Source organism: Cryobacterium sp. 10S3, from assembly GCF_034344045.1.
Taxonomy (GTDB): domain Bacteria; phylum Actinomycetota; class Actinomycetes; order Actinomycetales; family Microbacteriaceae; genus Cryobacterium; species Cryobacterium glucosi.
In genome coordinates, this window is the sequence record NZ_CP133773.1 from 284952 (window position 1) to 310771 (window position 25820).

21 protein-coding genes, 1 pseudogene and 1 riboswitch are annotated in these 25820 nt (G+C 67.6%); of the genes and pseudogenes, 8 read left to right on the forward strand and 14 right to left on the reverse strand.

Annotated elements, in window-relative coordinates; genetic code table 11:
- Positions 1 to 27: 27 nt before the first annotated feature.
- The 6 genes from RHM57_RS01270 to RHM57_RS01295 all read right to left on the reverse strand — a co-directional run bounded on the left by RHM57_RS01270 (position 28) and on the right by RHM57_RS01295 (position 6363).
- The gene (locus tag RHM57_RS01270) at positions 28 to 1395 is read right to left on the reverse strand and encodes an MFS transporter (RefSeq protein ID WP_322189415.1); all 1368 of its coding nucleotides are present in this window, start codon (positions 1393 to 1395) and stop codon (positions 28 to 30) included.
- A 266-nt stretch (positions 1396 to 1661) separates the two neighbouring features.
- Positions 1662 to 2141, reverse strand: coding sequence for a 6,7-dimethyl-8-ribityllumazine synthase (ribH, locus tag RHM57_RS01275; protein WP_322136437.1), 480 nt, complete (start codon positions 2139 to 2141; stop codon positions 1662 to 1664).
- A complete protein-coding gene (gene ribA / locus RHM57_RS01280; RefSeq protein WP_134560716.1) occupies positions 2138 to 3400 on the reverse strand; it encodes a GTP cyclohydrolase II in 1263 nt (420 codons plus the stop codon). The genes ribH and ribA overlap by 4 nt, the downstream gene beginning before the upstream one ends.
- On the reverse strand, positions 3397 to 4029 hold the full coding sequence (locus RHM57_RS01285; RefSeq protein WP_322189416.1) for a riboflavin synthase: 633 nt from the start codon (positions 4027 to 4029) through the stop codon (positions 3397 to 3399). Before RHM57_RS01285 ends, ribA begins: the two co-directional genes overlap by 4 nt.
- 1 nt (position 4030) lies before the next feature.
- Positions 4031 to 5089, reverse strand: coding sequence for a bifunctional diaminohydroxyphosphoribosylaminopyrimidine deaminase/5-amino-6-(5-phosphoribosylamino)uracil reductase RibD (ribD, locus tag RHM57_RS01290; protein WP_322189417.1), 1059 nt, complete (start codon positions 5087 to 5089; stop codon positions 4031 to 4033).
- A gap of 93 nt (positions 5090 to 5182) precedes the next feature.
- A riboswitch (FMN riboswitch) is annotated at positions 5183 to 5313 on the reverse strand.
- Between the two features lie 78 nt (positions 5314 to 5391).
- Complete coding sequence (locus RHM57_RS01295) at positions 5392 to 6363, reverse strand: sugar-binding transcriptional regulator (RefSeq protein WP_255454143.1); 972 nt, start codon at positions 6361 to 6363, stop codon at positions 5392 to 5394.
- 153 nt (positions 6364 to 6516) lie between these two features.
- Between RHM57_RS01295 and RHM57_RS01300 the strand changes: the two genes are divergently transcribed.
- The 3 genes from RHM57_RS01300 (at position 6517) to glpK (ending at position 10777) form a co-directional block, all read left to right on the forward strand.
- Positions 6517 to 8232 carry a glycerol-3-phosphate dehydrogenase/oxidase gene (locus RHM57_RS01300; RefSeq protein WP_322189822.1) on the forward strand — a complete coding sequence of 572 codons (1716 nt, stop codon included), beginning with the start codon at positions 6517 to 6519 and terminating at the stop codon, positions 8230 to 8232.
- Positions 8233 to 8384: 152 nt separating this feature from the next.
- Positions 8385 to 9149, forward strand: a complete 765-nt coding sequence (locus RHM57_RS01305; RefSeq protein ID WP_322189418.1) for an MIP/aquaporin family protein — start codon at positions 8385 to 8387, stop codon at positions 9147 to 9149.
- Between the two features lie 113 nt (positions 9150 to 9262).
- Positions 9263 to 10777, forward strand: a complete 1515-nt coding sequence (gene glpK / locus RHM57_RS01310) for a glycerol kinase GlpK (protein WP_322189419.1) — start codon at positions 9263 to 9265, stop codon at positions 10775 to 10777.
- A 128-nt stretch (positions 10778 to 10905) separates the two neighbouring features.
- On the opposite strand, the gene trpS is transcribed toward glpK, so the two are convergent.
- The 8 genes and pseudogenes from trpS to RHM57_RS01350 all read right to left on the reverse strand — a co-directional run bounded on the left by trpS (position 10906) and on the right by RHM57_RS01350 (position 19039).
- Positions 10906 to 11910, reverse strand: coding sequence for a tryptophan--tRNA ligase (trpS, locus tag RHM57_RS01315; protein WP_322189420.1), 1005 nt, complete (start codon positions 11908 to 11910; stop codon positions 10906 to 10908).
- Positions 11911 to 11966: 56 nt separating this feature from the next.
- Entirely contained in the window at positions 11967 to 12830 is an 864-nt protein-coding gene (locus RHM57_RS01320) for an exodeoxyribonuclease III (RefSeq protein WP_322189421.1), read from the reverse strand.
- A 9-nt stretch (positions 12831 to 12839) separates the two neighbouring features.
- The gene (locus RHM57_RS01325) at positions 12840 to 13922 is read right to left on the reverse strand and encodes a YihY/virulence factor BrkB family protein (RefSeq protein ID WP_322136429.1); all 1083 of its coding nucleotides are present in this window, start codon (positions 13920 to 13922) and stop codon (positions 12840 to 12842) included.
- Between the two features lie 378 nt (positions 13923 to 14300).
- Positions 14301 to 15059: a succinate dehydrogenase iron-sulfur subunit gene (locus RHM57_RS01330; protein WP_134449415.1), complete on the reverse strand. Its 759-nt coding sequence runs from the start codon at positions 15057 to 15059 to the stop codon at positions 14301 to 14303.
- Complete coding sequence (gene sdhA / locus RHM57_RS01335; RefSeq protein WP_322189422.1) at positions 15060 to 16874, reverse strand: succinate dehydrogenase flavoprotein subunit; 1815 nt, start codon at positions 16872 to 16874, stop codon at positions 15060 to 15062.
- Positions 16875 to 16890: 16 nt separating this feature from the next.
- The gene (locus RHM57_RS01340; protein ID WP_322189423.1) at positions 16891 to 17343 is read right to left on the reverse strand and encodes a succinate dehydrogenase hydrophobic membrane anchor subunit; all 453 of its coding nucleotides are present in this window, start codon (positions 17341 to 17343) and stop codon (positions 16891 to 16893) included.
- An 11-nt stretch (positions 17344 to 17354) separates the two neighbouring features.
- Positions 17355 to 17770: pseudogene (gene sdhC / locus RHM57_RS01345) on the reverse strand (succinate dehydrogenase, cytochrome b556 subunit).
- Between the two features lie 114 nt (positions 17771 to 17884).
- Positions 17885 to 19039: a glycosyltransferase family 1 protein gene (locus RHM57_RS01350; protein ID WP_322189424.1), complete on the reverse strand. Its 1155-nt coding sequence runs from the start codon at positions 19037 to 19039 to the stop codon at positions 17885 to 17887.
- A gap of 99 nt (positions 19040 to 19138) precedes the next feature.
- Here RHM57_RS01350 and RHM57_RS01355 point away from each other — a divergent pair, with 99 nt between their 5' ends.
- From RHM57_RS01355 to RHM57_RS01375, 5 genes are all read left to right on the forward strand, one after another.
- Positions 19139 to 20260 carry a mannose-1-phosphate guanylyltransferase gene (locus tag RHM57_RS01355; RefSeq protein WP_322189425.1) on the forward strand — a complete coding sequence of 374 codons (1122 nt, stop codon included), beginning with the start codon at positions 19139 to 19141 and terminating at the stop codon, positions 20258 to 20260.
- 185 nt (positions 20261 to 20445) lie between these two features.
- A complete protein-coding gene (locus RHM57_RS01360) occupies positions 20446 to 21549 on the forward strand; it encodes a BMP family ABC transporter substrate-binding protein (protein WP_322189426.1) in 1104 nt (367 codons plus the stop codon).
- A 108-nt stretch (positions 21550 to 21657) separates the two neighbouring features.
- Complete coding sequence (locus tag RHM57_RS01365) at positions 21658 to 23178, forward strand: ABC transporter ATP-binding protein (protein ID WP_322189427.1); 1521 nt, start codon at positions 21658 to 21660, stop codon at positions 23176 to 23178.
- Positions 23175 to 24464, forward strand: coding sequence for an ABC transporter permease (locus RHM57_RS01370; protein WP_322189428.1), 1290 nt, complete (start codon positions 23175 to 23177; stop codon positions 24462 to 24464). Before RHM57_RS01365 ends, RHM57_RS01370 begins: the two co-directional genes overlap by 4 nt.
- Positions 24461 to 25771, forward strand: a complete 1311-nt coding sequence (locus RHM57_RS01375; RefSeq protein ID WP_416173101.1) for an ABC transporter permease — start codon at positions 24461 to 24463, stop codon at positions 25769 to 25771. The genes RHM57_RS01370 and RHM57_RS01375 overlap by 4 nt, the downstream gene beginning before the upstream one ends.
- Positions 25772 to 25820: the final 49 nt, after the last annotated feature.

Here is a 25820-nt window from a genome sequence, read left to right on the forward strand (position 1 = left end):
GACCGGAACGGTCACGGAAGGGGCGGGCTACGCCTCGATGTCGACGTCCTTGGTCTCGCGGCTGAGCAGGAGGGCGACCAGGGTGATGACCGCCATCACGAAGAGGTACACGCCGACCCAGAACGGGCTGCCGCCGCCGAGCGTCCAGAGCCAGACGGCGATGAACGGGGCGACCGCCGCACCGAGGATCGAGCTCATGTTGTACGCGAAAGCGGAACCGGTGTACCGCACCGCTGTCGGGAACAGTTCGGGCAGGAGGGCGCCCATCGGCCCGAACGTCATGCCCATCAGGGTGAAGCCGAGGATCAGGAAGATCATCACGCCGAGGAACCCGGCGCCGAGCAGTGGCACGAAGAGCAGTCCGAAGACGATGATCGCGAGGGTGACCCAGATCAGGGTGCGGCGGCGGCCGAAGCGGTCGGCCCAGGGCCCGGAGGCGAGGGTGAACACGCCGAAGAACAGCACGCCGGCGATCATCATCAGCACAAAGGTCGTGTAGCTGTAGCCGAGGCCCGCGACGGGAGCGGTTGTCGCCGCGCGGCCGTAGCTCAGGCTGAACGTCGTCATCAGGTAGAACAGCACGTAGGTCGCGAGCATGATGAAGGTTCCGAGGATCAGTTCGCGCCAGTTGGACTTGAACACCGCGGCGAGCGGGAGCTTGTGCACCCGGTTCGTGCGCGTGGCCTTCGTGAAGGCGTCGCTCTCGACGAGGCGCAGCCGCACCCACAGGCCGATGATGACCATCACCGCGGAGAACAGGAACGGCACCCGCCAGGCCCACTCGAGGAACGCGGTGGACGGCCGGGTCGGGTCGTCGCTCGGCAGCAGCGTGGCGATCAGCAGGAACAGGCCGTTCGCGATGATGAAGCCGATCGGCGCGCCGACCTGCGGGAAGGTTCCGTACCAGGCGCGTTTGCCCTTCGGAGCGTTTTCGGTCGCCACGAGGGCGGCACCGCTCCACTCTCCGCCGAGCGCGAAGCCCTGGGCGAGGCGCAGCACGACGAGCAGCAGCGGGGCGAACCAGCCGACCTGGGCGTAGGTCGGGAGCAGTCCGATCAGGAAGGTCGCGATGCCCATCGTGAGCAGCGCGCCGACGAGGGTCGCCTTGCGGCCGACCTTGTCGCCGAAGTGCCCGAAGACGAGGGCGCCGACGGGACGGGCGACCATGGCCGCGCCGAAGACCGCGAAGGAAGCGAGCAGCGCCGTGGTCTCATTGCCGGTCGGGAAGAAGAGGTGCGGGAAGACGAGAACCGCCGCGGTCGCGTAGACGTAGAAGTCGTAGAACTCGATCGTGGTGCCGATGAGGCTCGCGAGCACGACGCGGCTGCGGGGGTTGGTGGGCGCCTGCGGCTCGGGGGTTGCGGCTGACGGATGCGACAGTGTGGATGAGGACATGGAAGAGAGTCATTCCGTGGTGAGGGGGCGTGATCGGGCGTGTCGACCCGTGCGGGAGCGCCGGCGTCGATCAGGCGTCGTGCCCGCGCGGGGGTACCCGGAGGGAGGTGTCCGCTTGTGGCGGTCACTCTGCACCATACGTCCGTGACTCGTCGGACTCAAATCCTGAGGCGAACCGTCGCCCAATCGGGACTTTCCGTTTCCGGGGCCGAGGGTGCGAACGGATGCCCCTGCCGGCATCCGCTCCCAGTGACCGATCTCGGGTATTACGAATTCGGCATACGGAGGGCGCGCAGCACCTGGGCGGTGTTGATTGCAGCGGATGCCGCTTCCTCGCCCTTGTCCTCCTTCGAACCAGGCAGGCCGGCCCTGTCGAGGCCCTGCTGCTCGTCGTCGAGGGTGAGCACGCCGAAGCCGACCGGCTTTCCGGTGTCGAGGGCGACCCGGGTGAGACCGTCCGTTGCGGCAGCGGACACGTACTCGAAGTGCGGGGTGCCGCCGCGGATGATCACGCCGAGCGCGACCACGGCATCCGCCCCATTTTCGAGGGCGACCTTCGCGGCGACCGGCAACTCGAAGCTGCCCGGCACGCGCACGAGCGAGAACGTGGCGCCGGATGCCTCGAGTACCCGGGTGGCGCCGGCGATCAGCCCATCGGTGATGACGTCGTGCCAGCGGCCGGCGATGATGACGATGGTGAGGCCCGTGCCGTCGACGACGACCGTGGGCGAGCCTGCTCCACTCATAGTGCGAGTCCTTTCACGATGTCCCGGTCGGCCAGGTGGTGGCCCATGCGTTCGCGTTTCACGGCGAGGTACTCCTGGTTGTCGATGCCCACGCCGACGATGAGCGGAACGCGTTCGACGACCGTGACCCCGTGCTCTTCGAGCTGGCGGAGCTTCTCGGGGTTGTTGGTGAGCAGGCGCACCGAGGAGATGCCCATCTGGTCGAGGATCGCGCTCGCGGCGCCGTAGTCTCGGGCGTCGGCGGGCAGGCCGAGCGCGAGGTTCGCGTCGATCGTGTCGAGGCCCTGTTCCTGGAGCTTGTATGCCCGCAGCTTGTTGATCAGGCCGATGCCGCGACCCTCCTGGCCGCGCAGGTAGATCACGATGCCGCCCTCGGCCTGGATGGTTTCGAGAGCCGCGTCGAGCTGCGGTCCGCACTCGCACTTGAGCGAACCGAAGGCCTCCCCGGTGAGGCACTCGGAGTGCACCCGCACGAGGGCGCCGTCCCTGGGCGTCCCCGAGACGAGGGCGACGTGGTCCGCTCCGGTCATCCGGTCGCGGTATGCCCGGATCTGGAAGTCGCCGTGCCGGGTCGGCACGGTCGTCTCGACCTCGAAGTCGACGCGCGGGGATTCCCGGATGGCGTGCGCGGTCGGCAGCTCGGAGTCCGCGTGGAACTCGTCGAGGTAGGCGATCAGGTCGGCGATCGTGATCACGAGCACACCCTCGCGTTCGCCGAGCTCGAGGAGGCCGGGCAGGCGCATCATCTCGCCGTCCTCTGCGACGATCTCGGAGATTCCGGCGACGGGGGCGAGCCCGGCGAGTTTCATCAGGTCGACGGCAGCCTCGGTGTGGCCGTCGCGTTCGCGCACGCCGCCGTCCTTCGCGCGCAGCGGCATGATGTGGCCCGGCCGGTGCAGGCTCGAGGGGGTGGATGCCGGGTCGGCGAGCACGCGCAGGGTGTGGGCACGGTCCGCGGCGCTGATGCCGGTGCTCAGCCGGTCGGCGGCGTCGACGGAGATCGTGTAGTTCGTGCCGCGGGGGTCTTCGTTGTTCGGCACCATGATCGGCAGGTTGAGCTTGTCGGCGAGCTCATTGGTCATCGGCGCGCAGATGAACCCCGAGGAGTAGCGCACGGTCCACGCGAGCCATTCCTGGGTGGCCATCTGCCCCGAGATGATCACGTCACCCTCGTTCTCCCTGCCTTCGTCGTCGGCGACGATGACCGGCTTGCCGAGACGCAGTTCCGCGAGCGCGCTGGGGATGTCTGCGAGGCTCATGAGTGACTCCTTCGTGATCCTGCGTCCGCGACGGCGAGCATGCGCTCGACGTGGCGGGCCAGGATATCGGTTTCGATGTTGACGTGCTCTCCGACCGTTCGTTTTCCGAGCGTGGTGGCCGTGAGGGTTTCGGGGATGAGGGAGACTTCGAACCACTGCTCGGGTTCGGTCGCCGGGCTGATCGTGCTGACCGTGAGGGAGACCCCGTCGACGGCGATCGAGCCCTTGTTCGTCACGAGGGGCGCGAGTTCGGGGGAGAGGCTGAACCGCAGCACCCGCCAGGCGTCGCCAGGGGTGACCGCGAGCAGCTCGCTCGTGCCGTCGATGTGGCCCTGCACGATGTGCCCGCCGAGGCGCCCGCCGACGAGGGCGGCGCGCTCGAGGTTGACCGGTGTTCCCGGCCCCGCCTCGGAGAGGGTCGACATGCGCAGGGTCTGCGCCATCACGTCGGCGGTGAACGTTTCCGGCGTGCGCTCCACGACGGTCAGGCAGACGCCGTCGACGGAGATCGAGTCGCCGATCGCGGCCCCGGACACGGCGAGAGGCCCGCGGACGGTCAGGCGCACCGCATCCGTGCCCTGTTCGACCCGGTCGACGGTGCCGAGTTCCTCGATGATTCCGGTGAACATGTCAGATCCTTGTCTCTGTGTGTGCGGTTTCCGCGTGCGGGAAGTCCAGGGGCCGGGCGATCACGAGCAGGTCCTCGCCGAGGCGCCCGATGCCCTCGACCGCGAGCCGGCGTTGCTGGTCGATCCCGGTCACGCCGATGTCGCCGAGGGCGAGCCGGCCGCCGCCGAGCAGGGTCGGAGCGAGGTAGACGAGGTATTCGTCGACAAGCCCGGCCTCGACGAAGGCGCTCGCGAGTCCCGGTCCGCCCTCGATGGATGCGCTGCGGATGCCGCGGGTGTGCAGGTCCTGGAGGATTCGGTTCAGGTCGGGGCCGGGGTAGAACAGCGGCGGATGCGGGTGGTGCCGGATCGCGGCATCCGCAGGCACCGCGCGGGTGCCGATCACCACGGGGATCGGCTGGTTGGGGAGCAGGCTTCCGTCGGCGGCACGGGCCGTGAGGGCCGGGTCGTCGGCGAGCACGGTGCCGGTGCCGACGAGGATCGCGCCTGCGGCCGTGCGCCGCCGGTGCACGTCGAGGCGGGCATCCGGGCCGGTGATCCAGCGGCTCGAGCCGTCGGCCGCGGCGGTCCGGCCGTCGAGGCTCGAGGCCCACTTGAGCGTCACGAACGGGCGGCCGAGCCGCGCGGCGACGAGCCAGTCGGCGAGGAAGGCTTCTCCCTCGTCGGCGAGCACCCCGCCGACGACTTCGACGTCGGCGGCGCGGAGTCGCTCTGCGCCGCCGGACGACGCGCGGCCGGGATCGGAGACGGCGAAGACGACCCGGCTCACGCCCGCTTCGATCAGGGCGACGGCGCAGGGGCCGGTGCGGCCGGTGTGGTTGCACGGTTCGAGGGTGACGATGACGGTCGCGCCGCGGGCGGATCCGGCCGGGAGGTGCGACAGGGCGTCGACCTCGGCGTGGGCAGTGCCGGCGCCGCGGTGCCAGCCTTCTGCCAGGACGACGCCGTCCGGGTCGACGATGACGCAGCCGACCCGCGGATTCAGTCCGGTGGCCGGGCCATTGGCGGCGAGGGAGAGGGCGCGCCGCATGAGCATGTCACGCTCGGTGTCCTGGATCATTCCCGCCCCATTCGTTTCTGCAACGAACTCCGGGGGTGGACTGTGGGTACGCGTACGCCACAATCCTTCGGCGGGCCCCGAAGGTCCAACCGAATCGTGCGCCTCTCATCCGGACTTTAACCGTCGGTGCTGGAATTTCACCAGCTCAACCGTTTCGCCCTGGGGCGGAACGGGTCGCGGACTTTCACCGCCGGTTCGGATTTACACCGACCCCGGAGCACGTTTCTTGCTTCTAGTTATAGCCCAACGCCACCACTCCCGGATAATTCCCTCCCGGCCCTGTGCAGGATTTGGACGTTTTCTTACGACCCGACCAGGGCCCGGGCGGTGCCCTCGTCGATGAACAGGTCGGTGATGAGGCCGGCGGCCAGCGCGCCGCGCAGGCTGTCCACCTTGGAGGTGCCTGCGACAACGCAGATGCGCCGCGGGGTGCGGCGCAACACCGACAGTTCCGGTCCGGTCCCGCGGTCGTTGAGCGGGATGCCGTCTGTCGAACCGTCCGCGCGGTAGAAGACTGTCGCAACGTCGCCGACGACCCCGGCGTCGCTGAGCGCCGTGAACTCCTCGTCGTCGAGGTAGCCGCCGACATACACGTGACTGGGAACCATGGAGAAGGGCGATCCCACGCTGAAGAGGGCGACATCCATGTTGCCCTGCATTTCCAGCAACCGGCGCAGTCCGCGTTCACGCCAATAGGCCGTGCGTGTGGCCGGGTCGTCGAAGAAGGTGGGAACCGGGAACTGCTCCAGGCGGGCGTCGAACGCGTTGCTGAATCGCCGCAGGATCTCATTGGCGTAGTCGAGGCCCGTGCTGCGGGTGTTTCCGGCGCCGTTCAACTGCACGATCTGCGCGTTGTGGGTGCGCTTCGGTGTCAGGTGGCGGCTGACGGCATTCATCGTGGAGCCCCAGGCGATGCCCATGATCATGTTCGAGTCGAAGAATTCGCCGAGAATCCGTGCAACGGACAGGGCAACTCGCTCCAGCCTGTCGACGTCGCTGGCATAGTCGGGCACCGGCAGAACGTGCGCGGTGACCTGGAACCGGTCCAGGATCAGCTTCTCGACCCGGCTGGGAGCATCGAGCGGAGAGCGGATCTGGATGTCGACCAGCCCGCTGGCCCTGGCCTGGCTGAGCAGGCGTGACACCGACGAACGGGAGGTGTGCAGCTCCTGCGCGATGGCCTCCATCGTGAGGTCCTGCACGTAATACAGCTGCGCCGCGGTGAGGGCGTCCGAGGTGCGGTCGGACAGGGGCGGATCATTCGGATGGATCACGGCGACTCCTTGCACATATGTTCACGGTTCTTGACCGTTTGTGTAGAACTTAGCAGGGTAGGAGAAGTCTCCCGTCCCGCATAGTTTCCCAGCCGCAAAGAAGTGAGCGAATCAGTGCCGTCAACTCCCGATCAGTCATCCTCCGCCCGTCCGCTGTCCGGAGCCGCCGCCCAGGCCGCCCTGCAGCAACTCCCCCGGGCCCAGGTGCTCATCATCGGAGCCGGGATCAACGGCATCGCGACCTTCCGTGACCTGGCGATGCAGGGCATCGACGTCGCGATCGTCGACAAGGGCGACTACGTCTCCGGCGCCTCGTCGGCCTCCTCCCACATGATCCACGGTGGTGTGCGCTACCTCGAGAACGGGGAATTCCGCCTGGTCAAGGAGTCGGTCGAGGAACGCAACAGCCTGCTGAAGATCGCCCCGCACTACGTCAAGCCCCTCAAGACGACCATTCCGATCTACTCCACCTTCTCCGGGGTGATGTCGGCGCCGATGCGCTTTCTCACTCACCGCCAGGCTGCGGCCCAGGAACGTGGCGCCTTGCTGATCAAGATCGGCATGATGCTCTACGACTCCTTCTCCCGCGACGGCGGCACGGTGCCCCGGCACGAGTTCCTCGGCAGGAAGGCCTCGCTCAGACTGCTGCCGCGCCTCAACCCGGGCCTGAAGTACACCGCCACGTACTACGACGCCTCGATGCACGACCCCGAGCGCCTCGCGCTCGACGTGCTGGCCGACGGCCTGGCCGCCGGTGCGCACGCGCGCAGCGCCAACTACATCGAGGCCATCGGCATGGATGCCGCGGGCGTGCGTCTTCGGAACGCGGTCACCGGCGCCGAATTCAGCTTCGAGGCCGACATCGTCGTCAACACGTCCGGGCCCTGGACCGACCTCACAAACACGGCCCTCGGTCAGACCAGTACGTTCATGGGCGGCACCAAGGGGTCGCACATCGTGCTCGACAACCCGGAGCTTCTCGCGGCAACGGGTGGCCGCGAAATCTTCTTCGAGCACAAGGACGGCCGCATCGTGCTGATCTACCCGCTTGCGGGTCGGGTGCTGGTCGGCACCACCGACCTCGAACACGACATGACCCAGCCCGCGCTCTGCACGGAGGGCGAGGTCGACTACTTCTTCGATCTCGTCAAGCACGTCTTCCCGGATGTGGCCGTCAACCGCTCAGAGATCGTCTTCCGGTTCGCCGGTGTGCGCCCGCTGCCCCGGCACGACGACGAGGCGCCGGGGTTCGTCTCCCGCGACTACCGCATCGAGTCCCGTCCACTCGGTGCCCGACCGGGCACCCTGCTCAGCCTCGTCGGCGGCAAGTGGACGACGTTCCGGGCCCTCGCCGAGCACCTGAGCGGTGACATCCTCGCCCTGCTCGGCCGCACCCGGGTCGTGTCGACGGCCGGCCTCCCCATCGGCGGCGGCCGCAACTTCCCGGCGACGGATGCCGCGCACCGGGTGTGGATCGTCGCGAACGGCGACGAGGTCGGCGCCTCGAGGGCCGACGAGCTGCTGACCCGCTACGGCACCCGCGCGGTCGACGTGATCGACTTCATCACCGCGGAACCGGACGCAGTGCTCCAACACCACGCCGACTACTCCCGTCGCGAGATTGAGTTCCTCGCGGCCACAGAATCCGTGGTGCACCTGACCGACCTCGTGCTGCGACGAACGAGCATGGCCTTCCGTGGTGAGCTCAGCCTGGCGCTGCTCGAAGAACTCGCCGGAGTCCTCGCTCCCGTCCTCGGCTGGGATTCCGCGCGCGGGGCAGCCGAGCTCGACCTCGCCGTTGACGTGCTGCGCGACCGGCATGGTGTCGACCTCACCACGGTCGACGCGGCATCCGCTTCACGCGCGTAGGCGACGATCTGCACAAACGTGCACGCGTGGATGCACCATTGGCCGCGCTGAGCCGATAGGTTTCTCGAGATTCGTTTTGCAGCCATAACCGGCCCAAACACTGTCTCATCTCCAGCGTCAACAATTCGGCTTCACTGAACAAGGGTGTCAATGTGGACAATCTCGGTATCGTTTTCCTCTCGGAGCTGGTGGGCACGGCCTTGCTGGTCCTCCTTGGTTGTGGGGTGGTGGCCAACGTGGCCTTGGCCAAGAACAAGGGCCTGGGCGGCGGTTTCCTGATGGTGACGGTCGGGTGGGGCCTCGCGGTCTTCTCCGGCGTCATCGTCTCCTACAACTCGGGGGCGCACCTGAACCCCGCCGTGACCCTCGGCCTGGTCGCATCCGGCGCCACTGAATTCGGCTCCGGGGTCCCGGTGAACTTCCTGTCGGTGCTGACCTACATCGGGGCGCAGCTGCTTGGAGCCATCATCGGCGCCGTCTTCTGCTGGCTGGCGTACAAGCAGCACTTCGACCAGGAACCGAACCCGGCGAACAAGCTCGGTGTCTTCTCCACCGGTCCGGCCATCCGTTCGTACGGCTGGAACCTTCTTACCGAGATCATCGGCACGTTCGTGCTGGTGTTCGTGATCATCGCCTTCGGCGGTGGCCGCCAGGGTGTCAACGGCGGGCTTGCCGCGCTCGGCCCGCTCCCGGTCGCCCTGCTCGTCATCGTGATCGGCACTTCGCTCGGTGGGCCGACCGGCTACGCGATCAACCCGGCCCGTGACCTCGGTCCGCGAATCGCGCACTTCATCCTGCCGATCAAGGGCAAGGGCTCGTCCGACTGGGCGTACTCCTGGGTGCCGGTTGTCGGCCCCATCGTCGGCGGGGTGCTGGCCGGCCTCGTCTCGACCGCGCTCCTGCCGATCCTGGCCTAGCGCGGCATTCGTCGGTGGCGCCGGCGGGGGCGGATGCCTCCCCGGACATTCCCACACAGCTTTCACCTCACCCGCTTAACCTGACACACACACGAATAACAAAGGAGTTATCAATGGCTGACTACGTCATCGCGATCGACCAGGGTACGACCAGCACCCGGGCGATCATCTTCGACAAGGCCGGTTCGATCGTCTCGAACGGCCAGCTCGAGCACGAGCAGATCTTCCCCCGCGCCGGCTGGGTCGAGCACGACCCGATGGAGATCTGGAACAACACCCGTGAGGTCATCGGGCAGGCGCTGTCCAAGGCGAACCTGACCCGGCACGACATCGCCGCGGCCGGCATCACCAACCAGCGCGAGACCGCCGTGGTCTGGGACCGCACCACCGGGCTCCCCGTCTACAACGCGATCGTGTGGCAGGACACCCGCACCCAGCCCATCGTCGACCGCCTCGCCGCCGACGGCGGCGTCGAGCGCTTCAAGAAGCAGGTCGGCCTGCCGCTCGCCACGTACTTCTCGGGCACGAAGATCGTCTGGATCCTGGAGAACGTCGAAGGCGCCAGGGCCAAGGCGGATGCCGGCGAGCTGATGTTCGGCACGACGGACTCCTGGGTGCTCTGGAACCTCACCGGCGGCCTCGAGGGCGGCGTGCACGCGACCGACGTCACCAACGCGAGCCGCACGCTGTTCATGGACCTCGAAACCCTGCAGTGGGACGACGACATCCTCGCCGCCTTCGACGTGCCCCGGTCGATGCTGCCCGAGATCCGCTCCTCCTCCGAGGTCTACGGCATCGCGAGCGGCCACAGCCTGCTGCGGGAGACCCCGATTTCGGGCATCCTCGGCGACCAGCAGGCCGCGACGTTCGGCCAGGCCGCGTTCGACCAGGGCGAGGCGAAGAACACCTACGGCACCGGTAACTTCCTGATCTTCAACACCGGCACCGAGATCGTGCACTCCCAGAACGGGCTGCTCACGACCGTGGGCTACAAGCTCGGCGACGGCGAGACGCACTACGCGCTCGAGGGCTCGATCGCCGTCACCGGAGCCCTGGTCCAGTGGCTGCGCGACAACCTCGGCATCATCGGTTCGGCCTCAGAGATCGAAGCGCTCGCCCTGTCTGTGAAGGACAACGGCGGCGCCTACTTCGTACCGGCGTTCTCCGGCCTGTTCGCGCCGTACTGGCGTGCCGATGCCCGTGGTGCACTCGTTGGACTGACCCGCTTCGTCAACAAGGGCCACATCGCCCGGGCAGCACTCGAGGCGATCGCGTACCAGTCGCGTGAGGTTCTCGACGCGGTCAACGCTGACTCTGGCGTTCCGCTCACCGAGCTCAAGGTCGACGGCGGCGCGGCGGCCAACGACCTGCTGATGCAGTTCCAGGCCGACATCCTCGGAGTCTCGGTGGTGCGCCCGGTCGTGGCGGAGACGACCGCCCTGGGCGCCGCGTATGCGGCCGGCCTCGCGGTCGGCTTCTGGAACGACCTCGACGAACTCCGCGCCAACTGGCAGGAGGACGCCCGCTGGGAGCCCCAGCTCGACGTCGCCGAGCGTGACCGCCTCCTCCGCAACTGGAAGAAGGCCGTCACCAAGTCCCTCGACTGGGTGGACGAGGACGTCCTCTAGCTCACTGCGCTCGAGCGATACCGGCGTATGTGGCCGATTCGGACAGTTGCGGCCCGCGGGCCGGCAACAGTTGTCCGAATCGGCCACAGTCGTCTCGGCCGTGTGCCTCAGGGCGCGCGGGCGGGTGGTCAGCGGGGCGGGAGCAGGCCGACGCGGTCGTACGCACGGGCGAGGGTGGCATCGGCAACGGATGCCGCCCGCGCGGCGTTGACGGCCAGCAGGCGGTCGAGCTCGGCCGGGTCGTCGAGCAGCTCGATCACCCGGGCGCGGATCGGACCGAAGGTACCTGTGACGACCTCGGCGAGGCCCTTCTTGAGGTCCCCGTAGCCGCGGCCGGCGTATTCGTCCTCGAGGGACTGGACCGTGCGCCCGGCCATGGTCGAGTAGATCGTGAGCAGGTTGGCCACGCCGGGCTTGTTCTCCCGGTCGAAGACCACGCCGCCATCGGCATCCGTCACCGCGCGCATGATCTTCTTGGCGGTGACCGAGGGCTCATCGAGCACCCAGATCACGCCGGCGTGCGACTCTGCCGACTTCGACATCTTCGACAGCGGGTTCTGCAGGTCGTAGATCTTGGCGGTCTCCTTCTGGATGGAGGCCTCCGGCACCACGAACGTGTCGCCGAATCGCGCGTTGAACCGCGCCGCGATGTCGCGGGTCAGCTCGACGTGCTGGCGCTGGTCCTCGCCGACGGGAACGACGACCGTGTCGTAGAGCAGGATGTCCGCGGCCATCAGGATCGGGTACGCGAACAGTCCGACCGTGGTGCCGTCGGAACCCTGCTTGGCAGACTTGTCCTTGAACTGGGTCATCCGGCTGGCCTCGCCGAAACCGGTGATGGTGTTCAGCACCCAGGCGAGCTGCGCGTGCGCGGCAACGTGCGACTGCACGTAGAGCGTCGAGGCGTCGGGGTCGATCCCGCTCGCGATGTACTGCGCCGCGGTGCGGCGGGTGTTCTCCCGCAGCTTGGCCGGGTCCTGCGCGACGGTGATCGCGTGCAGGTCGACGATCGAGAAGAACGCGTCATGCGTCTCCTGCAGCGACTTCCAGTTCAGCAGGGCGCCGATGTAGTTGCCGATCTGCAGCGATTCGGCCGACGGCTGCATGCCGGAGTAGAGACGGGGCTTGTCCATGATTCAGATCTTTCGTAGCGTGTGGCCGCGGGCCGGAGCCGGAGGCGTGAAATGGGTCAGAGCGCGTAGTCGACGACGACGGGGGAGTGGTCCGACCAGCGCCGGTCGTAGGCATCCGCGCGGTCGACCGTGTAGTCGACGACGGATGCCGCCAGGAGCGGGGTCGCGAGCTGGTAGTCCAGTCGCCAACCGGTATCCGTGTCGAAGGCCTTGCCGCGCTGCGACCACCACGTGTACGGCCCCTCCACCTCACCGGCCCACTTGCGGCCGACGTCGACCCAGCCGAGACCGGCGCCGGCGTTGTAGCCGGCTTCGTCCTCCGCGCCGAGGATGCGGTCGAAGTACGCCCGCTCCTCCGGCAGGAACCCGGCGTGCTTGCGGTTGCCGCGCCAGTTCTTAATGTCGAGGGTGCGGTGCCCGACGTTGAGGTCGCCGAGCACGACCGCGCGTTCACTGTGCGCCGCGAGCTCGGGCAGCCGAGCGAGCATCGCATCGAGGAACTTGTACTTCTCGACCTGCTTCGGGGTGTCGGTCTCGCCGGAGTGCACGTAGGTGCTCACGACGGTCACGATCGTGCCGTTCACCTCGTAGTCGGCCTCGAGCCAGCGCCCGGCGCTGTCGAAGTCCTCCGCGCCGAGTTCGACCCGGTGAATGGATGCCGTCGACCGGCTCGCGAGGGCGACCCCGGCCCGTCCCTTGGCCGTCGCGGCATCGTGGAGAATGCTCCACTCCGGCCCGAGCAGGCCTTCGAGGTCCTCGGTCGAAGCGCGGACCTCCTGGATGGCGAGGATGTCGACGTCCCGTCCGGCCAGCCAGTCGCCCATCCCCTTACGGTAAGCAGCGCGCACCCCGTTGACGTTGATCGAGGCGATGCGAAGCGGCTGGGCAGACGGCGTTGAAGCTGCAGGCGTAGACGGCATGAACCAAGTCTAGGTCGGCGGGGCGAAGGGGGCTGCGCGCTTCTCGGCGGCGCGCAGCCGGCGAGCGGATGCCCAGCGCCGGCCCCAGGAGGACGCCTCGTGGGCCGCCCTGGCATCCCGCAGCTCCGCGAGCGCGGCGATCCGCCGCGCCTCGAGCTCGCGGGCTTCCGCCGCCGCCGCGGCCTCGTCCGGGTTCACCGGCTGCGGCGGGATGCCCGCGTCCTGCATCCCGACCGAGATCCAGGAGGCGGTGAGGAGGATCACCGTGTTCATGAAGTTGAACCAGATCAGCAGCCCGATCACGACGGCGAAGGTCGCGAGCAAGGGGTTCTTGCCCGCCCCACCGAGGAGGGCGCCGCCGAGCACCTTGAGCCCGCCGAGCGCGACCCCGCCGAGCAGGGAGCCGGACACGAGCTTCCGGAACGGGATGTGCACCCGGCTCAGCACCCGGAACAGCACGGCGAGTGTGACGGTGTCGATGAGGAGCACGACGAGCAGCCCGATCGTGCGCGCCCCCACGATGAACCCGAGCGAGTCCCGCGAGACGCCGAGGAAGCCGAGGATGCCGCCGAGGGCCTCCGTGCTCGCGAGGGAGATCAGCGCGGAGACGATGAGCGCGAGCCCGAAGCCCGCACCGAGGCCGAGCTCCCTGAGCTTGACGAGCAGGAAGAAGGTGCCGTCGCGCGGCATCCCGAAGATGCTGCGCACGGCCTGCGCGGTCGTCGAGAGCCAGCCGAGGGTCGTGCCGATCAGGCCGACGAGGGCGATCGCACCGGTCCAGGTCAGCGCCCCCGGGCTCGCGAGCTGGGTCGGGTCGATCACTCCACCCTTGCCGATCAACCCGGGGATGGACTGGTTGATCAGGGAGTACAGCTGGTCGAGGAGCGCCGGGTTCGAGGTCAGCCAGAGCCCGGCGATCGAGAAGCCCACCCAGACCGCCGCGAAGATCGCGAAAATAGCCTGGTAGGTCATGCCCCCGGCGAGGATCGCACCGCTGCTTTCCCCGAAGTGCGTGAATGCACGCACGGGCCGCCACTGCATGATGCGCTTGGACAGGGTCGTCAGTCGGTTCACGAATGCGGGCGGTTTCACCGCATAAGCCTAACGATTTCCGCAAACGCCCACGAATACCCCCAGTTCGGGGGCGCAATCACTCGTGAGACTCCCTCACCTCTTGCGCCCGACCGCCCGGATCTGCGACGATCCGAGAGTCCACCCGTCCAGACCGGTCATCCGACACCCGAAGCGGATGTCCCGGCCGGGCCCGATCGCCTCGCTCCGGCGCGGCGCTCCCGGGTCCAGAACGGCTCGTTCGGCACTGTCCGAGCCGGGTCGATCTGGCTCGTGGACTGAGCGACGGTCACTCGACCCGGCCAGCCGCCGGCTCGCGCGACCAGCCGGTGGCGACGAAACCCGAGTCGGCGCCACCGGCTACTCCGGATGAGATTCGTGCGTGTGAGACTCCTGCGCTCAGGCCTTGCCGCGCAGGATCGCCTGCTTGACCTCGGCGATCGCCTGCGTCACCTGGATGCCGCGCGGGCACGCCTCCGAGCAGTTGAAGGTCGTCCGGCAGCGCCAGACGCCCTCCCGGTCGTTCAGGATGTCGAGGCGAACGGCTGCGTTCTCGTCGCGTGAGTCGAAGATGAAGCGGTGCGCGTTCACGATCGCGGCCGGGCCGAAGTACTGCCCGTCCGTCCAGAACACCGGGCAGCTCGAGGTGCACGCCGCGCAGAGGATGCACTTCGTGGTGTCGTCGAAACGCTCGCGCTGGGCGACGGTCTGGATGCGCTCCTTGCCGCCGACGGGCGCGGTGTTGGACACCAGGAACGGCTGAACGGCCCGGAACGATTCGAAGAACGGCTCCATGTCGACGATGAGGTCCTTCTCGAGCGGAAGTCCCTTGATCGCCTCCACGTAGACCGGCTTGGTGATGTCGAGGTCCTTGATCAGCGTCTTGCAGGCCAGGCGGTTGCGGCCGTTGATGCGCATCGCATCAGAGCCGCAGATACCGTGCGCGCAGGAACGCCGGAACGACAGGGAGCCGTCCTGCTCCCACTTGATCTTGTGCAATGCGTCGAGCACCCGGTCGGTCGGGTACATCTGCACGTCGAAGTCTTCCCAGTGCGGCTCGTCGTCGACCTCCGGGTTGAAGCGTCGGATGATGAGCGTGACGGTGAAGGACTGAATCTCCTCGGGCACGACCGGGGCGTCTGCGAATGCGGTGCTCACTCAGTACTTCCTTTCCATCGGCTGGTAGCGCGTGATGGTGACTGGCTTCCAGTCCAGCGCAATGTGGTCTGCGGCATCCGCTGAGAGCGGGTCACCGGTGAGGTACGCCATCGTGTGCACGAGGTAGTTCACGTCGTCGCGCAGGGGGTAGTCGTCGCGCATGTGGCCGCCGCGGCTTTCCTTGCGGTTGCGGGCGGAGTACACGACGACCTCGGCGAGGTCGAGCAGGAAGCCGAGTTCGACGGCCTCGAGCAGGTCGGTGTTGAACCGGCGGCCCTTGTCCTGCACGCCGATGTTCTTGTACCGGTTGCGCAGCGAGTGGATCACCTCGGTGACCTCGGAGAGCGACTCGTCGGTGCGGAAGACCTGCGCCTTCGCATCCATCGTCTCCTGCAGTTCCTTGCGCAGCACGGCGATGCGCTCTGTCCCTGTCGACGAGCGGATGCCCTCGAGCAGTTCGCGCACCGTCCCGGCCGGGTCATCGGGCAGCGGGGTGAACTCCGCGGTCTTCACGTAGGCGACGGCGTTGTTGCCCGCGCGCTTGCCGAAGACGTTGATGTCCAGGAGCGAGTTGGTGCCGAGCCGGTTCGAGCCGTGCACCGAGACGCACGCGCACTCGCCGGCGGCGTAGAGGCCGGGAACGACGGTGGTGTTGTTGCGCAGCACCTCGGCGTTGACGTTGGTCGGGATGCCGCCCATGGCGTAGTGCGCCGTCGGCATCACGGGCACCGGTTCGGTGACCGGGTCGACGCCGAGGTAGGTGCGGGCGAACTCGGTGATGTCCGGCAGTTTGGTCTCGAGCACTTCGGCGCCCAGGTGGGTGCAGTCCAGGTACAGGTAGTCCTTGTTCGGTCCGGCGCCGCGGCCCTCCGCGACCTCCTTGACCATGCAGCGCGCGATGATGTCGCGCGGGGCGAGGTCCTTGATCGTCGGGGCGTACCGCTCCATGAAGCGCTCGCCTGAGGCGTTGCGCAGGATCGCGCCCTCACCACGGGCTCCCTCGGTGAGGAGGATGCCGAGGCCGGCGAGGCCGGTCGGGTGGAACTGGAAGAACTCCATGTCCTCGAGCGGAAGGCCCTGGCGCCAGATGATGCCGACGCCGTCACCGGTGAGGGTGTGCGCGTTCGAGGTGGTCTTGTAGATCTTGCCGAAGCCGCCGGTCGCGAAGATGAAGGCCTTGCCCTGGAAGACGTGCAGTTCGCCGCTCGACAGGTCGAGTGCGACGACGGCGGACGGCTGGTCGACACCGTCGACCGGGGTCATCACGAGGTCGAGCACGTAGTACTCGTTGAAGAAGTTGATGCCGCGCTTGACGCAGTTCTGGTACAGGGTCTGCAGGATCATGTGGCCGGTGCGGTCGGCGGCGTAGCAGGCGCGGCGCACGGGCGCCTTGCCGTGGTCGCTCGTGTGGCCGCCGAAGCGGCGCTGGTCGATCTTGCCCTCCGGGGTGCGGTTGAAGGGCAGGCCCATGTTCTCGAGGTCGATGACCGCGTCGATGGCCTCCTTCGCGAGGATCTCAGCCGCGTCCTGGTCGACGAGGTAGTCGCCGCCCTTGACGGTGTCGAAGGTGTGCCACTCCCAGTTGTCTTCCTCGACATTGGCGAGCGCTGCGGCCATGCCGCCCTGGGCGGCTCCCGTGTGCGAACGGGTCGGGTAGAGCTTGGAGATGACCGCGGTGCTTGCCCCTGGTCCGGCCTCGATGGCTGCGCGCATCCCTGCGCCGCCTGCTCCCACGATCACGATGTCGAACTTGTGGTAGTGCACGCCGTCGATCACGGTGGATTCGGTCGGTGCGGTGTTTGATACATCCGTCATGTGCTGGTGTGAGCTCCTAGATGGCCGGGCAGAACGTGGGAAGAAGGTCGGCGGGCGAACCGGCCGGGCAGGGGTCGAAGGTGAAGACCACGAGCGTGCCGAGCACGATCAGGATCACGACGGCGGCGAGGATGGCCCACTTGAAGATGCCGCGGGTGACCCGCTGGGTCGCGTAGTCGTTCACGATCGTGCGCATGCCGTTGCCGCCGTGGATCAGGGCGAGCCAGAGCATCGCCACGTCCCACCACTGCCAGAACGGGCTCGCGAGCTTGCCGGCGACGAAGCCGAAGTTGAGGGCGTCGACGCCCTTGCCGATCATCAGGTTCACGAAGAGGTGACCGAAGATGAGCACGATGAGCACGACGCCGGAGCCGCGCATGTAGATCCAGCCCCATTTTTCCCAGTTGGTGCCGCGCTTGCCCGTCGGGCGCGCGTATGGGCTCCTGGGGGAGTCGAGTGTGGTTGCCATGGCTGCTCCTCCTAGTGACTGAAGACGTTCATGAGGTGGCGGGGGCGAAGCCCAGCATCGTGACGACCCAGAGGCCGATGACGACGTAGAACATCACCTTCTGGTACTTCGCGCTCCAGAAGTCGATCAGGATGATCCGGATCCCGTTGAACGCGTGGAACACGATCGCCGCGACGAGCGCCGTCTCGCCGAGACCCATGATCGGCGTCTGGTAAGTCGAGATGACCGCGTTGTACGCCTCGGGGCTCACGCGCACGAGCGCCGTGTCCAGAATGTGGACCAGCAGAAAGAAGAAGATCGCAACACCGGTGATCCGGTGGAGGACCCACGACCACATACCCTCGCGGCCCCGGTACAGGGTTCCTGCGGGGCGGCGTGACGTGGTCTTCTGCTGGGATGTCAATGTCCGTGCCGATTGCTGAGGCATGACCAACCTTCCCTGGCTGAATGAGCGGCCTCGAATAGTGCAGGCCGGCACTGCGCTGGTGCGCGTGCAACCATCCTAAGTGTCTCTAGGCCGAGATATTATCCGCGAGGGCCCTCAGCGCTGCATTGACAGCGGAACCGCCGTCATCACGCGGATGGCGGCACGTTCGTCGATGACTTTGTCGTAGTAACCGACAAGGGTTTCACAGACGTTCTCCCACGAGCGGCCGAGCACCGCCCTCCTGCCGGATTCGCCCATCCGCAGCCGGAGCGGCGCGTCATCCACGAGCCGCGTGACACAGCGCCGCAGATCGCGTTCGTCGTCTGGAGTGAAGAGGAATCCGTTGTCGCCGTGCGCGACGAGGTCGATCGGGCCGCCGGCGTGCGGGGCGACGACGGGGAGCCCAGCCGCGTGCGCCTCCTGGATCGTCTGGCCGAAGGTCTCTTCGGTCCCGGCGTGCACGAAGACGTCGAACGCGGCGTAAGCGTCGGCGAGGGCGGACCCGGAGAGCCGGCCGAGCCACGTCACCGGCACGCCGGCGAGTTCGCGCTGGATGAGCGGCACGGACGGCCCGTCGCCGACGAGGGCGACACGGATGCCCGGAACGCCCCTGAGGGCACGGAACCGTTCGACCTGTTTCTCCGGCGCCATCCGGCCGACGTAGCCGACCACGACCTCACCGTTCGGGGACAGGCGCTTGCGCAGCTCGGCGACGGCCGGTTCGCTCCTCCGGTTCGGGTGGTAGCCGACGAGGTCGACGCCGCGCGTCCACCGGGCGAGCCTGCGCACGCCGACCCGTTCGAGGTCCGCCATCGAGGCAGAGGAGGGCACGAGGGTGAGGTCGGCGCCGTCGTGGATCCACTTGACGAGGCGCCAGGCGACCTTCGTCGCCTGGCCGAGCCGGTTGCGCCTGGCGTAACCGGCGACATCCGTCTGGAAGATCGCGACGCTCGGGATGTCGAGGCGGTTCGCCGACGCGATGCCTTGGGCGCCGAGGAGGAACGGGGAGGCCGCGTGCACGACGTCCGGGCCGAAATCGGCGAGCAGGCGCTGCACGTGCGGGCTCGGCATCCCGACAGGGAACTGGCGGTAGGAGACGGCGGGGACGCTGAACACCGGGAAACCCGCGTATTCGGAAGGAGCACCGGCGGGGGCGATGACGATCGCCTCGTGCCCGGTGCGCTGCAGGTGCTCGAGCACCTTGCAGACGCTCGTGGTGACCCCACTGACCGTGGGGAGGAAACTTTCACTGACGACAGCAACCCGCATGTTTCGAGCGTATGCACCCCTCGAAACAAGCACGTGAATACCCGGAACCACTGCGTGAATACCCGGTGAACAGCCCCCGGCGGCCTGTAGTCTGGCCGAATGACCCAGGCACCTGACCCACTCGAGCGCTTCTACAGCGTGATCCCCGCCGGCGGCATCGGATCCCGCCTGTGGCCGCTCTCCCGCGCGGACGCGCCGAAGTTCCTGCACGACCTCACCGGGTCAGGCCAGACCCTGCTCAGGGACACCTGGGACCGGCTGGCCCCCCTCGCCGGCGACCAGCGCATCATGGTCGTCACCGGTCGCGCGCACCGCGCCGCCGTCGAGGCGCAGCTGCCGGAGCTCGCCGACCTCAATGTCGTGCTCGAGAGCGAGCCGCGCGAGTCGACGGCGGCCATCGGCCTCGCCGCCGCCATCCTCGAGAAACGCGAACCCGGCGTCATCATCGGGTCCTTCGCGGCCGACCACGTCATCAAGGGCGCCATCCTGTTCCGCCAGACCATCGTCGAGGCCGTCGCGGCAGCGGATGCCGGGTACATCGTCGCGATCGGCATCCGGCCGACGGAGCCCGCGATCGGATTCGGCTACATCAAGACGGCCGCGCCGCTCGATATCCCGGGGGCGCCGAACGCGCAGTCCGTCGACTCCTTCGTCGAGAAGCCCGACCTCGCGACGGCGGAGGCGTACGTCGCGAGCGGCCACTACCTCTGGAACGCGGGAATGTTCATCGCCAGGGCCGATCGCCTGCTCGAAGAGATCGGCGCTGCGGAGCCCGAGCTGCTCGCCGGGCTCCTCGAGCTCGCCGATGCCTGGGACACCCCGCGTCGCGGCGCCGTCGTCGACAAGGTCTGGCCGAAGCTCAAGAAGATCGCCATCGACTACACCGTCGCGGAGCCGGTCGCGGCCCGCGGCCAGCTCGCCGTCATCCCCGGCCAGTTCGACTGGGACGACGTCGGCGACTTCGCGTCGATCGCCAAGATCCACGCGAACGGGCGGAAGCGCGACCTGGCGATCCTCGGTGAGGGCGCACGCGTTCTCGCGGACTCGTCGAGCGGAATCGTCGTGAGCCACACCGGCCGGATGATCGCGCTGATCGGCGTCGAGGACATCGTCGTCATCGACACGCCGGACGCTCTGCTCGTGACGACGAGCGCGAATGCGCAGAAAGTGAAGGCCGTCGTCGACGCCCTCAAGCTCTCCGGGAGCAGCGACGTGTTGTAGCCGACACCGTCTGAATCGTTTGTGCCGGTCTCCGGCTAATTGTGCACGGATTTGTTTCGTACAGGTAGCGGGTTGATAACGCTTAGCGCACCTATCGAGTTTGCTCAACTGAGCAGTGAAACATTGGGTAACCTGATTGCACACAGCCCCGTCGAACCCGCGCCGGGCCAGCAATGGAGGTCATCTTGACAATCACCAAACGAAGGGCCGTTTTCAGCGGACTCGCCACCCTGGGCGCCGTAGCCCTGCTCGCCGGTTGTGCGGCGGCGCCGAGCACCGGCGGCGCCACGTCGACCGCTGCGGTCACCGACTTCACCCCCTGCATCGTTTCCGACGCCGGCGGCTTCGACGACAAGTCCTTCAACCAGTCGAGCTTCGACGGAATGACCCAGGCAGCGGATGCCCTCGGCGTCAAGTTCAAGCAGGCGGAGTCCAAGACGACCGACCAGTACGCGGGCAACGTCAGCAGCATGGTCGACCAGAACTGCAACTTCATCCTCACGGTCGGCTTCGCGCTCGCGAACACCACCCGCGACGCGGCCAAGGCCAGCCCCACGACCGACTTCGCCATCATCGACTCCGCACTGTCGAATGACGACTTCAGCCCCCTTGCCCTCGACAACGTCAAGCCGGTGCTCTACGACACCGCCCAGGCCGCCTTCCTCGCCGGTTACCTCGCTGCGGGCACCACCAAGACCGGCATCGTCGGCACCTACGGCGGCAAGCAGTTCCCATCCGTGACGATCTTCATGGACGGCTTCGCCGATGGCGTGACGTACTACAACACCCAGAAGTCGAAGTCCGTCAAGCTCCTCGGCTGGGACAAGGCCGCCCAGGCCGGAACCTTCGCCGGCAGCTTCGACGACATCAACCAGGGCAAGGCGCTCAGCACCAACCTGATCGACCAGGGCGCCGACATCATCCTTCCGGTTGCCGGACCGCTCTTCCAGGGCACCGCGCAGGCCATCCAGGACTCCGGCAAGGACGTTGCCATCGTCGGCGTCGACAGCGACCTCTACGCGACCGCACCGGCCACGAAGGCGCTCTACCTCACCTCGATCATGAAGCAGATGGCGGATGCGACCAAGGCGATCGTCGTTGACGCGGCGAACGGCAAGTTCAGCGCGACCCCGTACATCGGCACCCTCGAGAACAAGGGCGTCGACATCGCGCCCCTGCACGACTGGGAATCCAAGGTCGACCCCGCGCTCGTGAAGGAGGTCGACGCGATCAAGGCCGACATCATCAGCGGCAAGCTCACGGTCACGTCGCCGTCCACCCCGAAGTAACACACCAGGAAGTGCCATCGCGGGGAGGCCAGCGAGAGCTGGCCTCCCCGTGTGCTTTAACCCCCGGCCGCTGACCCCCCGGCCGGCTGCTCAATAGAATCGGGAAGTATGAAGCTCGAACTTCGCGGCATTACGAAGAGATTCGGTGCCCTGGTCGCCAACGACCACATCAACCTCACTGTCGAGGCCGGCGAGATCCACGCGCTGCTCGGCGAGAACGGTGCAGGGAAGTCCACCCTGATGAACGTGCTCTACGGCCTCTACCGGGCCGAAGAAGGCGAGATCCTGCTCGACGACGTCGTCCAGCACTTCTCCGGACCCGGCGACGCCATGGCCGCCGGCATCGGCATGGTGCACCAGCACTTCATGCTCATCCCCGTCTTCACCGTCGCCGAGAACGTCATGCTCGGCCACGAAGAGACCGGGTTCGGCGGCCACCTCGATCTCCCGGCCGCCCGCCGCCGGGTGACCGAGATCTCGGCCAGGTTCGGGTTCGACGTCGACCCCGACGCCCTCGTCGAGGACCTCCCCGTCGGAGTGCAGCAGCGGGTCGAGATCATCAAGGCGCTCTCCCGCGATGCGAAGGTGCTCGTCTTCGACGAGCCGACCGCGGTGCTCACCCCGCAGGAGACCGACGAGCTGATGGGCATCATGCGCCAGCTGCGCGACTCCGGCACCTCGATCGTCTTCATCACCCACAAACTCCGGGAGGTGCGCGCCGTCGCGGACCGGATCACCGTCATCCGCCTCGGTGCCGTCGTCGGCCAGGCCTCGCCCACCGCGAGCAACGAGGAACTCGCCACGATGATGGTCGGCCGCGCCGTCGACCTCACCGTCGACAAGTCCCCGGCCGCGCCCGGTGCCCCTGCCCTCGTCGTCACCGACCTCACTGTGCTCGACCCGCGCGGGCAGGTGCTCGTCAACAACGTGAGCTTCACCGTGCACGCCGGCGAGATCCTCGCCATCGCCGGAGTGCAGGGAAACGGGCAGACCGAGCTGACCGAGGCCCTGATGGGCCTCCAGCCGCGCGTCTCCGGCGACATTACCCTCGACGGTGCCTCGCTCCGCAACCACACCGTGCGCCGGATCCTCGACGCCGGCGTCGGCTTCGTGCCAGAGGACCGCACAGAGGACGGCCTCGTCGGCGAATTCACGATCGCAGAGAACCTGATGCTCGACCGGTCGCACCAGCCGCCGTTCGTCAAACGCTTCAACGTCCAGCTATCCTTCCTCGCCCGGTTCGCCGAGGACAAGGTCAAGGAATTCGATGTGCGCTCCCAGGGCATCGACACACTCGTCGCCCGCCTCTCCGGCGGAAACCAGCAGAAGGTCGTCCTCGCCAGGGAGCTCAGCCGCGACCTGCGCCTCTTCATCGCCGCCCAGCCGACCCGCGGCCTCGACGTCGGTTCGATCGAATTCGTGCACGAGCGCATCATCGCGACCCGGGATGCCGGCACCCCGGTCATCGTGATCTCGACCGAACTCGACGAGGTCGCCGCGCTCGCCGACCGGATCCTGGTGATGTTCCGCGGCCGCGTCGTGGGCATCGTCCCCGGCGACACCCCCCGGGCCGTACTGGGGCTGATGATGGCCGGCGAAACGCCGACCGAAGAAGGAGCGGCAGCATGAGCGAGACCCTGCAGACCCCGCCGGTTTCCAGCGGGAAGCCGGTCGGGCCGGACCAGCCTGACCAGCCGAGTCGCGCGTACCAGGTCTTCCGTGAGATCACGACCGGGAACGCCATCATCTCCGTCCTCGCCGTCGTCCTCGCCCTGCTCGTCGGCGCGATCCTGATCGCCTTCACCAACGAGGACGTCCAGAATGCGTCGGTCTACTTCTTCTCCCGACCGGGCGACACCGTCGTCGCGGCCTGGAATTCCGTGTCCGGCGCGTACTCCGCCCTGTTCCAGGGGTCGATCTACAACTTCCGCAAGCCGGATTTCGCGTCCGGGATCAAACCGCTCACCGAGACCCTCACCTTCGCGACCCCGCTGATCGCGGCCGGCCTCGGCGTTGCGCTCGGCTTCCGTGTCGGGCTGTTCAACATCGGCGGTCGCGGCCAGATGCTCATCGCGGCCGCGCTCGGCGGTTGGGTGGCCTTCGCGCTCGACCTGCCCGCCGGCATCCACCTGGTCGTCGCCCTCGTCGTCGGTGTCGCAGGCGGCGCACTCTGGGGCGGCATCGTCGGCCTGCTCAAAGCACGCACCGGTGCGCACGAGGTCATCACGACGATCATGCTGAACTACGTCGCCTACTACCTCGTCAGCTACCTGCTGCGCGACGGCTTCCTGAAGACGCCGGGGTCCAACAACCCGCAGAGTCCCGCGAGCAAACCGACGGCCGTGTTCCCCGACCTGCTCGGCCCCGCGTACAACCTGCACCTCGGGTTCATCCTCGTGATCATCGCGACGATCTTCACCTGGTGGCTGTTGTCGCGCTCGAATCTCGGCTTCCAGTTCCGCGCCGTGGGGCTCAACCCGCACGCGGCCCGGGTGGCCGGGATCAGCGTCGACCGGATGTACGTCTACGCGATGCTGTTCTCCGGCGGCCTCGTCGGCCTCGCAGGCATCAACCAGGTACTCGGCACGTCGACGAGCGGTTTCGACGCCGGCATCGACTCCGGCATCGGGTTCGACGCGATCACCGTCGCGCTGCTCGGCCGCTCACGCCCGTGGGGGGTCTTCGCCGCAGGCATCCTCTTCGGCGCCTTCAAGGCGGGCGGGTTCTCGATGCAGGCAGCAGAGGGCGTCCCGATCGATATCGTGCTGATCGTGCAGTCCCTCATCGTCCTGTTCATCGCGGCGCCGCCCCTCGTGCGCGCCATCTTCCGGCTGCCGACGCCGGGCCAGAAGACCCCCGGTGCGAAGACGCCCCGGAAACGCACCACGACACCCACGGAGGTGGTGGCCTCGTGAGCACTCCGACAACCGTTTCACCGGCCGGGTCCACCGGACCGGGCGCAGCAGTCACTGCCGCAGGGCCCGACTTCGAGCAGATCAAGAGCTGGAAGACCCCGATCGCCCTCGCGATCTTCACTGTGCTCGGCTTCCTGCTGCTCGTCGTCTTCGGTCGTGACGGCGAGAGCACCATGCGCCTGTCCACCACGACCGACCTGATTCAGCTGCCCGACGTGGTCCTGCCCACCCGGCCGACCGGCATCGCGGTCGTCGCCCTCCTGCTCCTGATCACGGCGGCGAGCGGATGGCTCGTGCGCTCGAAGGCGAAGGTGCCGATCTGGCTCGTCACCGTGTTCGCGGTGTTCCTGCTGGTCGGCTTCCTGGCCTGGGCCTCCGCCGACCACACGATCCCCGTGCCCGGGCTGCTCTTCGGGTCGCTGAGCCTCGCCGTCCCGCTCATCTTCGGTGCGCTCGGCGGCGTCATCTCCGAACGGGTCGGCGTGGTCAACGTCGCGATCGAGGGCCAGCTGCTGGCGGGTGCGTTCACCTCGGCGATGGTCGCGTCGATCACCCAGCAGCCGCTGCTCGGGCTTGTCGCGGCGATGGTCGCCGGCGTGCTCGTCTCCTTCGTGCTCGCCGCGTTCGCGATCAAGTACTTCGTCGACCAGGTCATCGTCGGCGTCGTGCTCAACGTGCTCGTCTCCGGGGTCACCGGCTTCCTGTTCTCCCAGCTGCTCGCCCCGAACGCAGGGACGCTCAACAGCCCGCCGAGGTTCGAGAACATCAACATCCCGCTGCTGAGCGAGATCCCGATCATCGGCCCGGTCTTCTTCCGGCAGACCCTGATCGTCTACATCATGTACGTGGCCGTGGCGTGCGTGTACTTCGGCCTCTTCCACACCAAGTGGGGCCTCCGCCTGCGCGCCGTCGGCGAGCATCCTCAGGCCGCGGACACCGTGGGCATCAACGTCGCCCGCACCCGGTTCTGGAACGTCTCCCTCGCGGGCGCGATCGCCGGTCTCGGCGGGGCGTACTTCACCCTCGGCTCGGTCGGCGCCTTCGGCAAAGAGATGACAGCCGGCGCCGGGTTCATCGCCCTCGCCGCCGTCATCTTCGGCCGCTGGGACCCGATCAGGGCCACCCTCGCCGCGCTGCTCTTCGGCTTCGCGAGCAACCTGCAGAACGTGCTCAGCATCATCGGCTCCCCGGTGCCGAGCGAATTCATGCTGATGCTGCCCTACCTCGTCACGATCTTCGCCGTCGCCGGCCTCGTCGGCCAGTCACGGGGGCCAGCGGCCTCCGGAAAGCCGTACATCAAATCGTGAGCTCCCGAAAGAACGAACCCGCGCGAAAGAACGAACCGGAGTCCGGCCA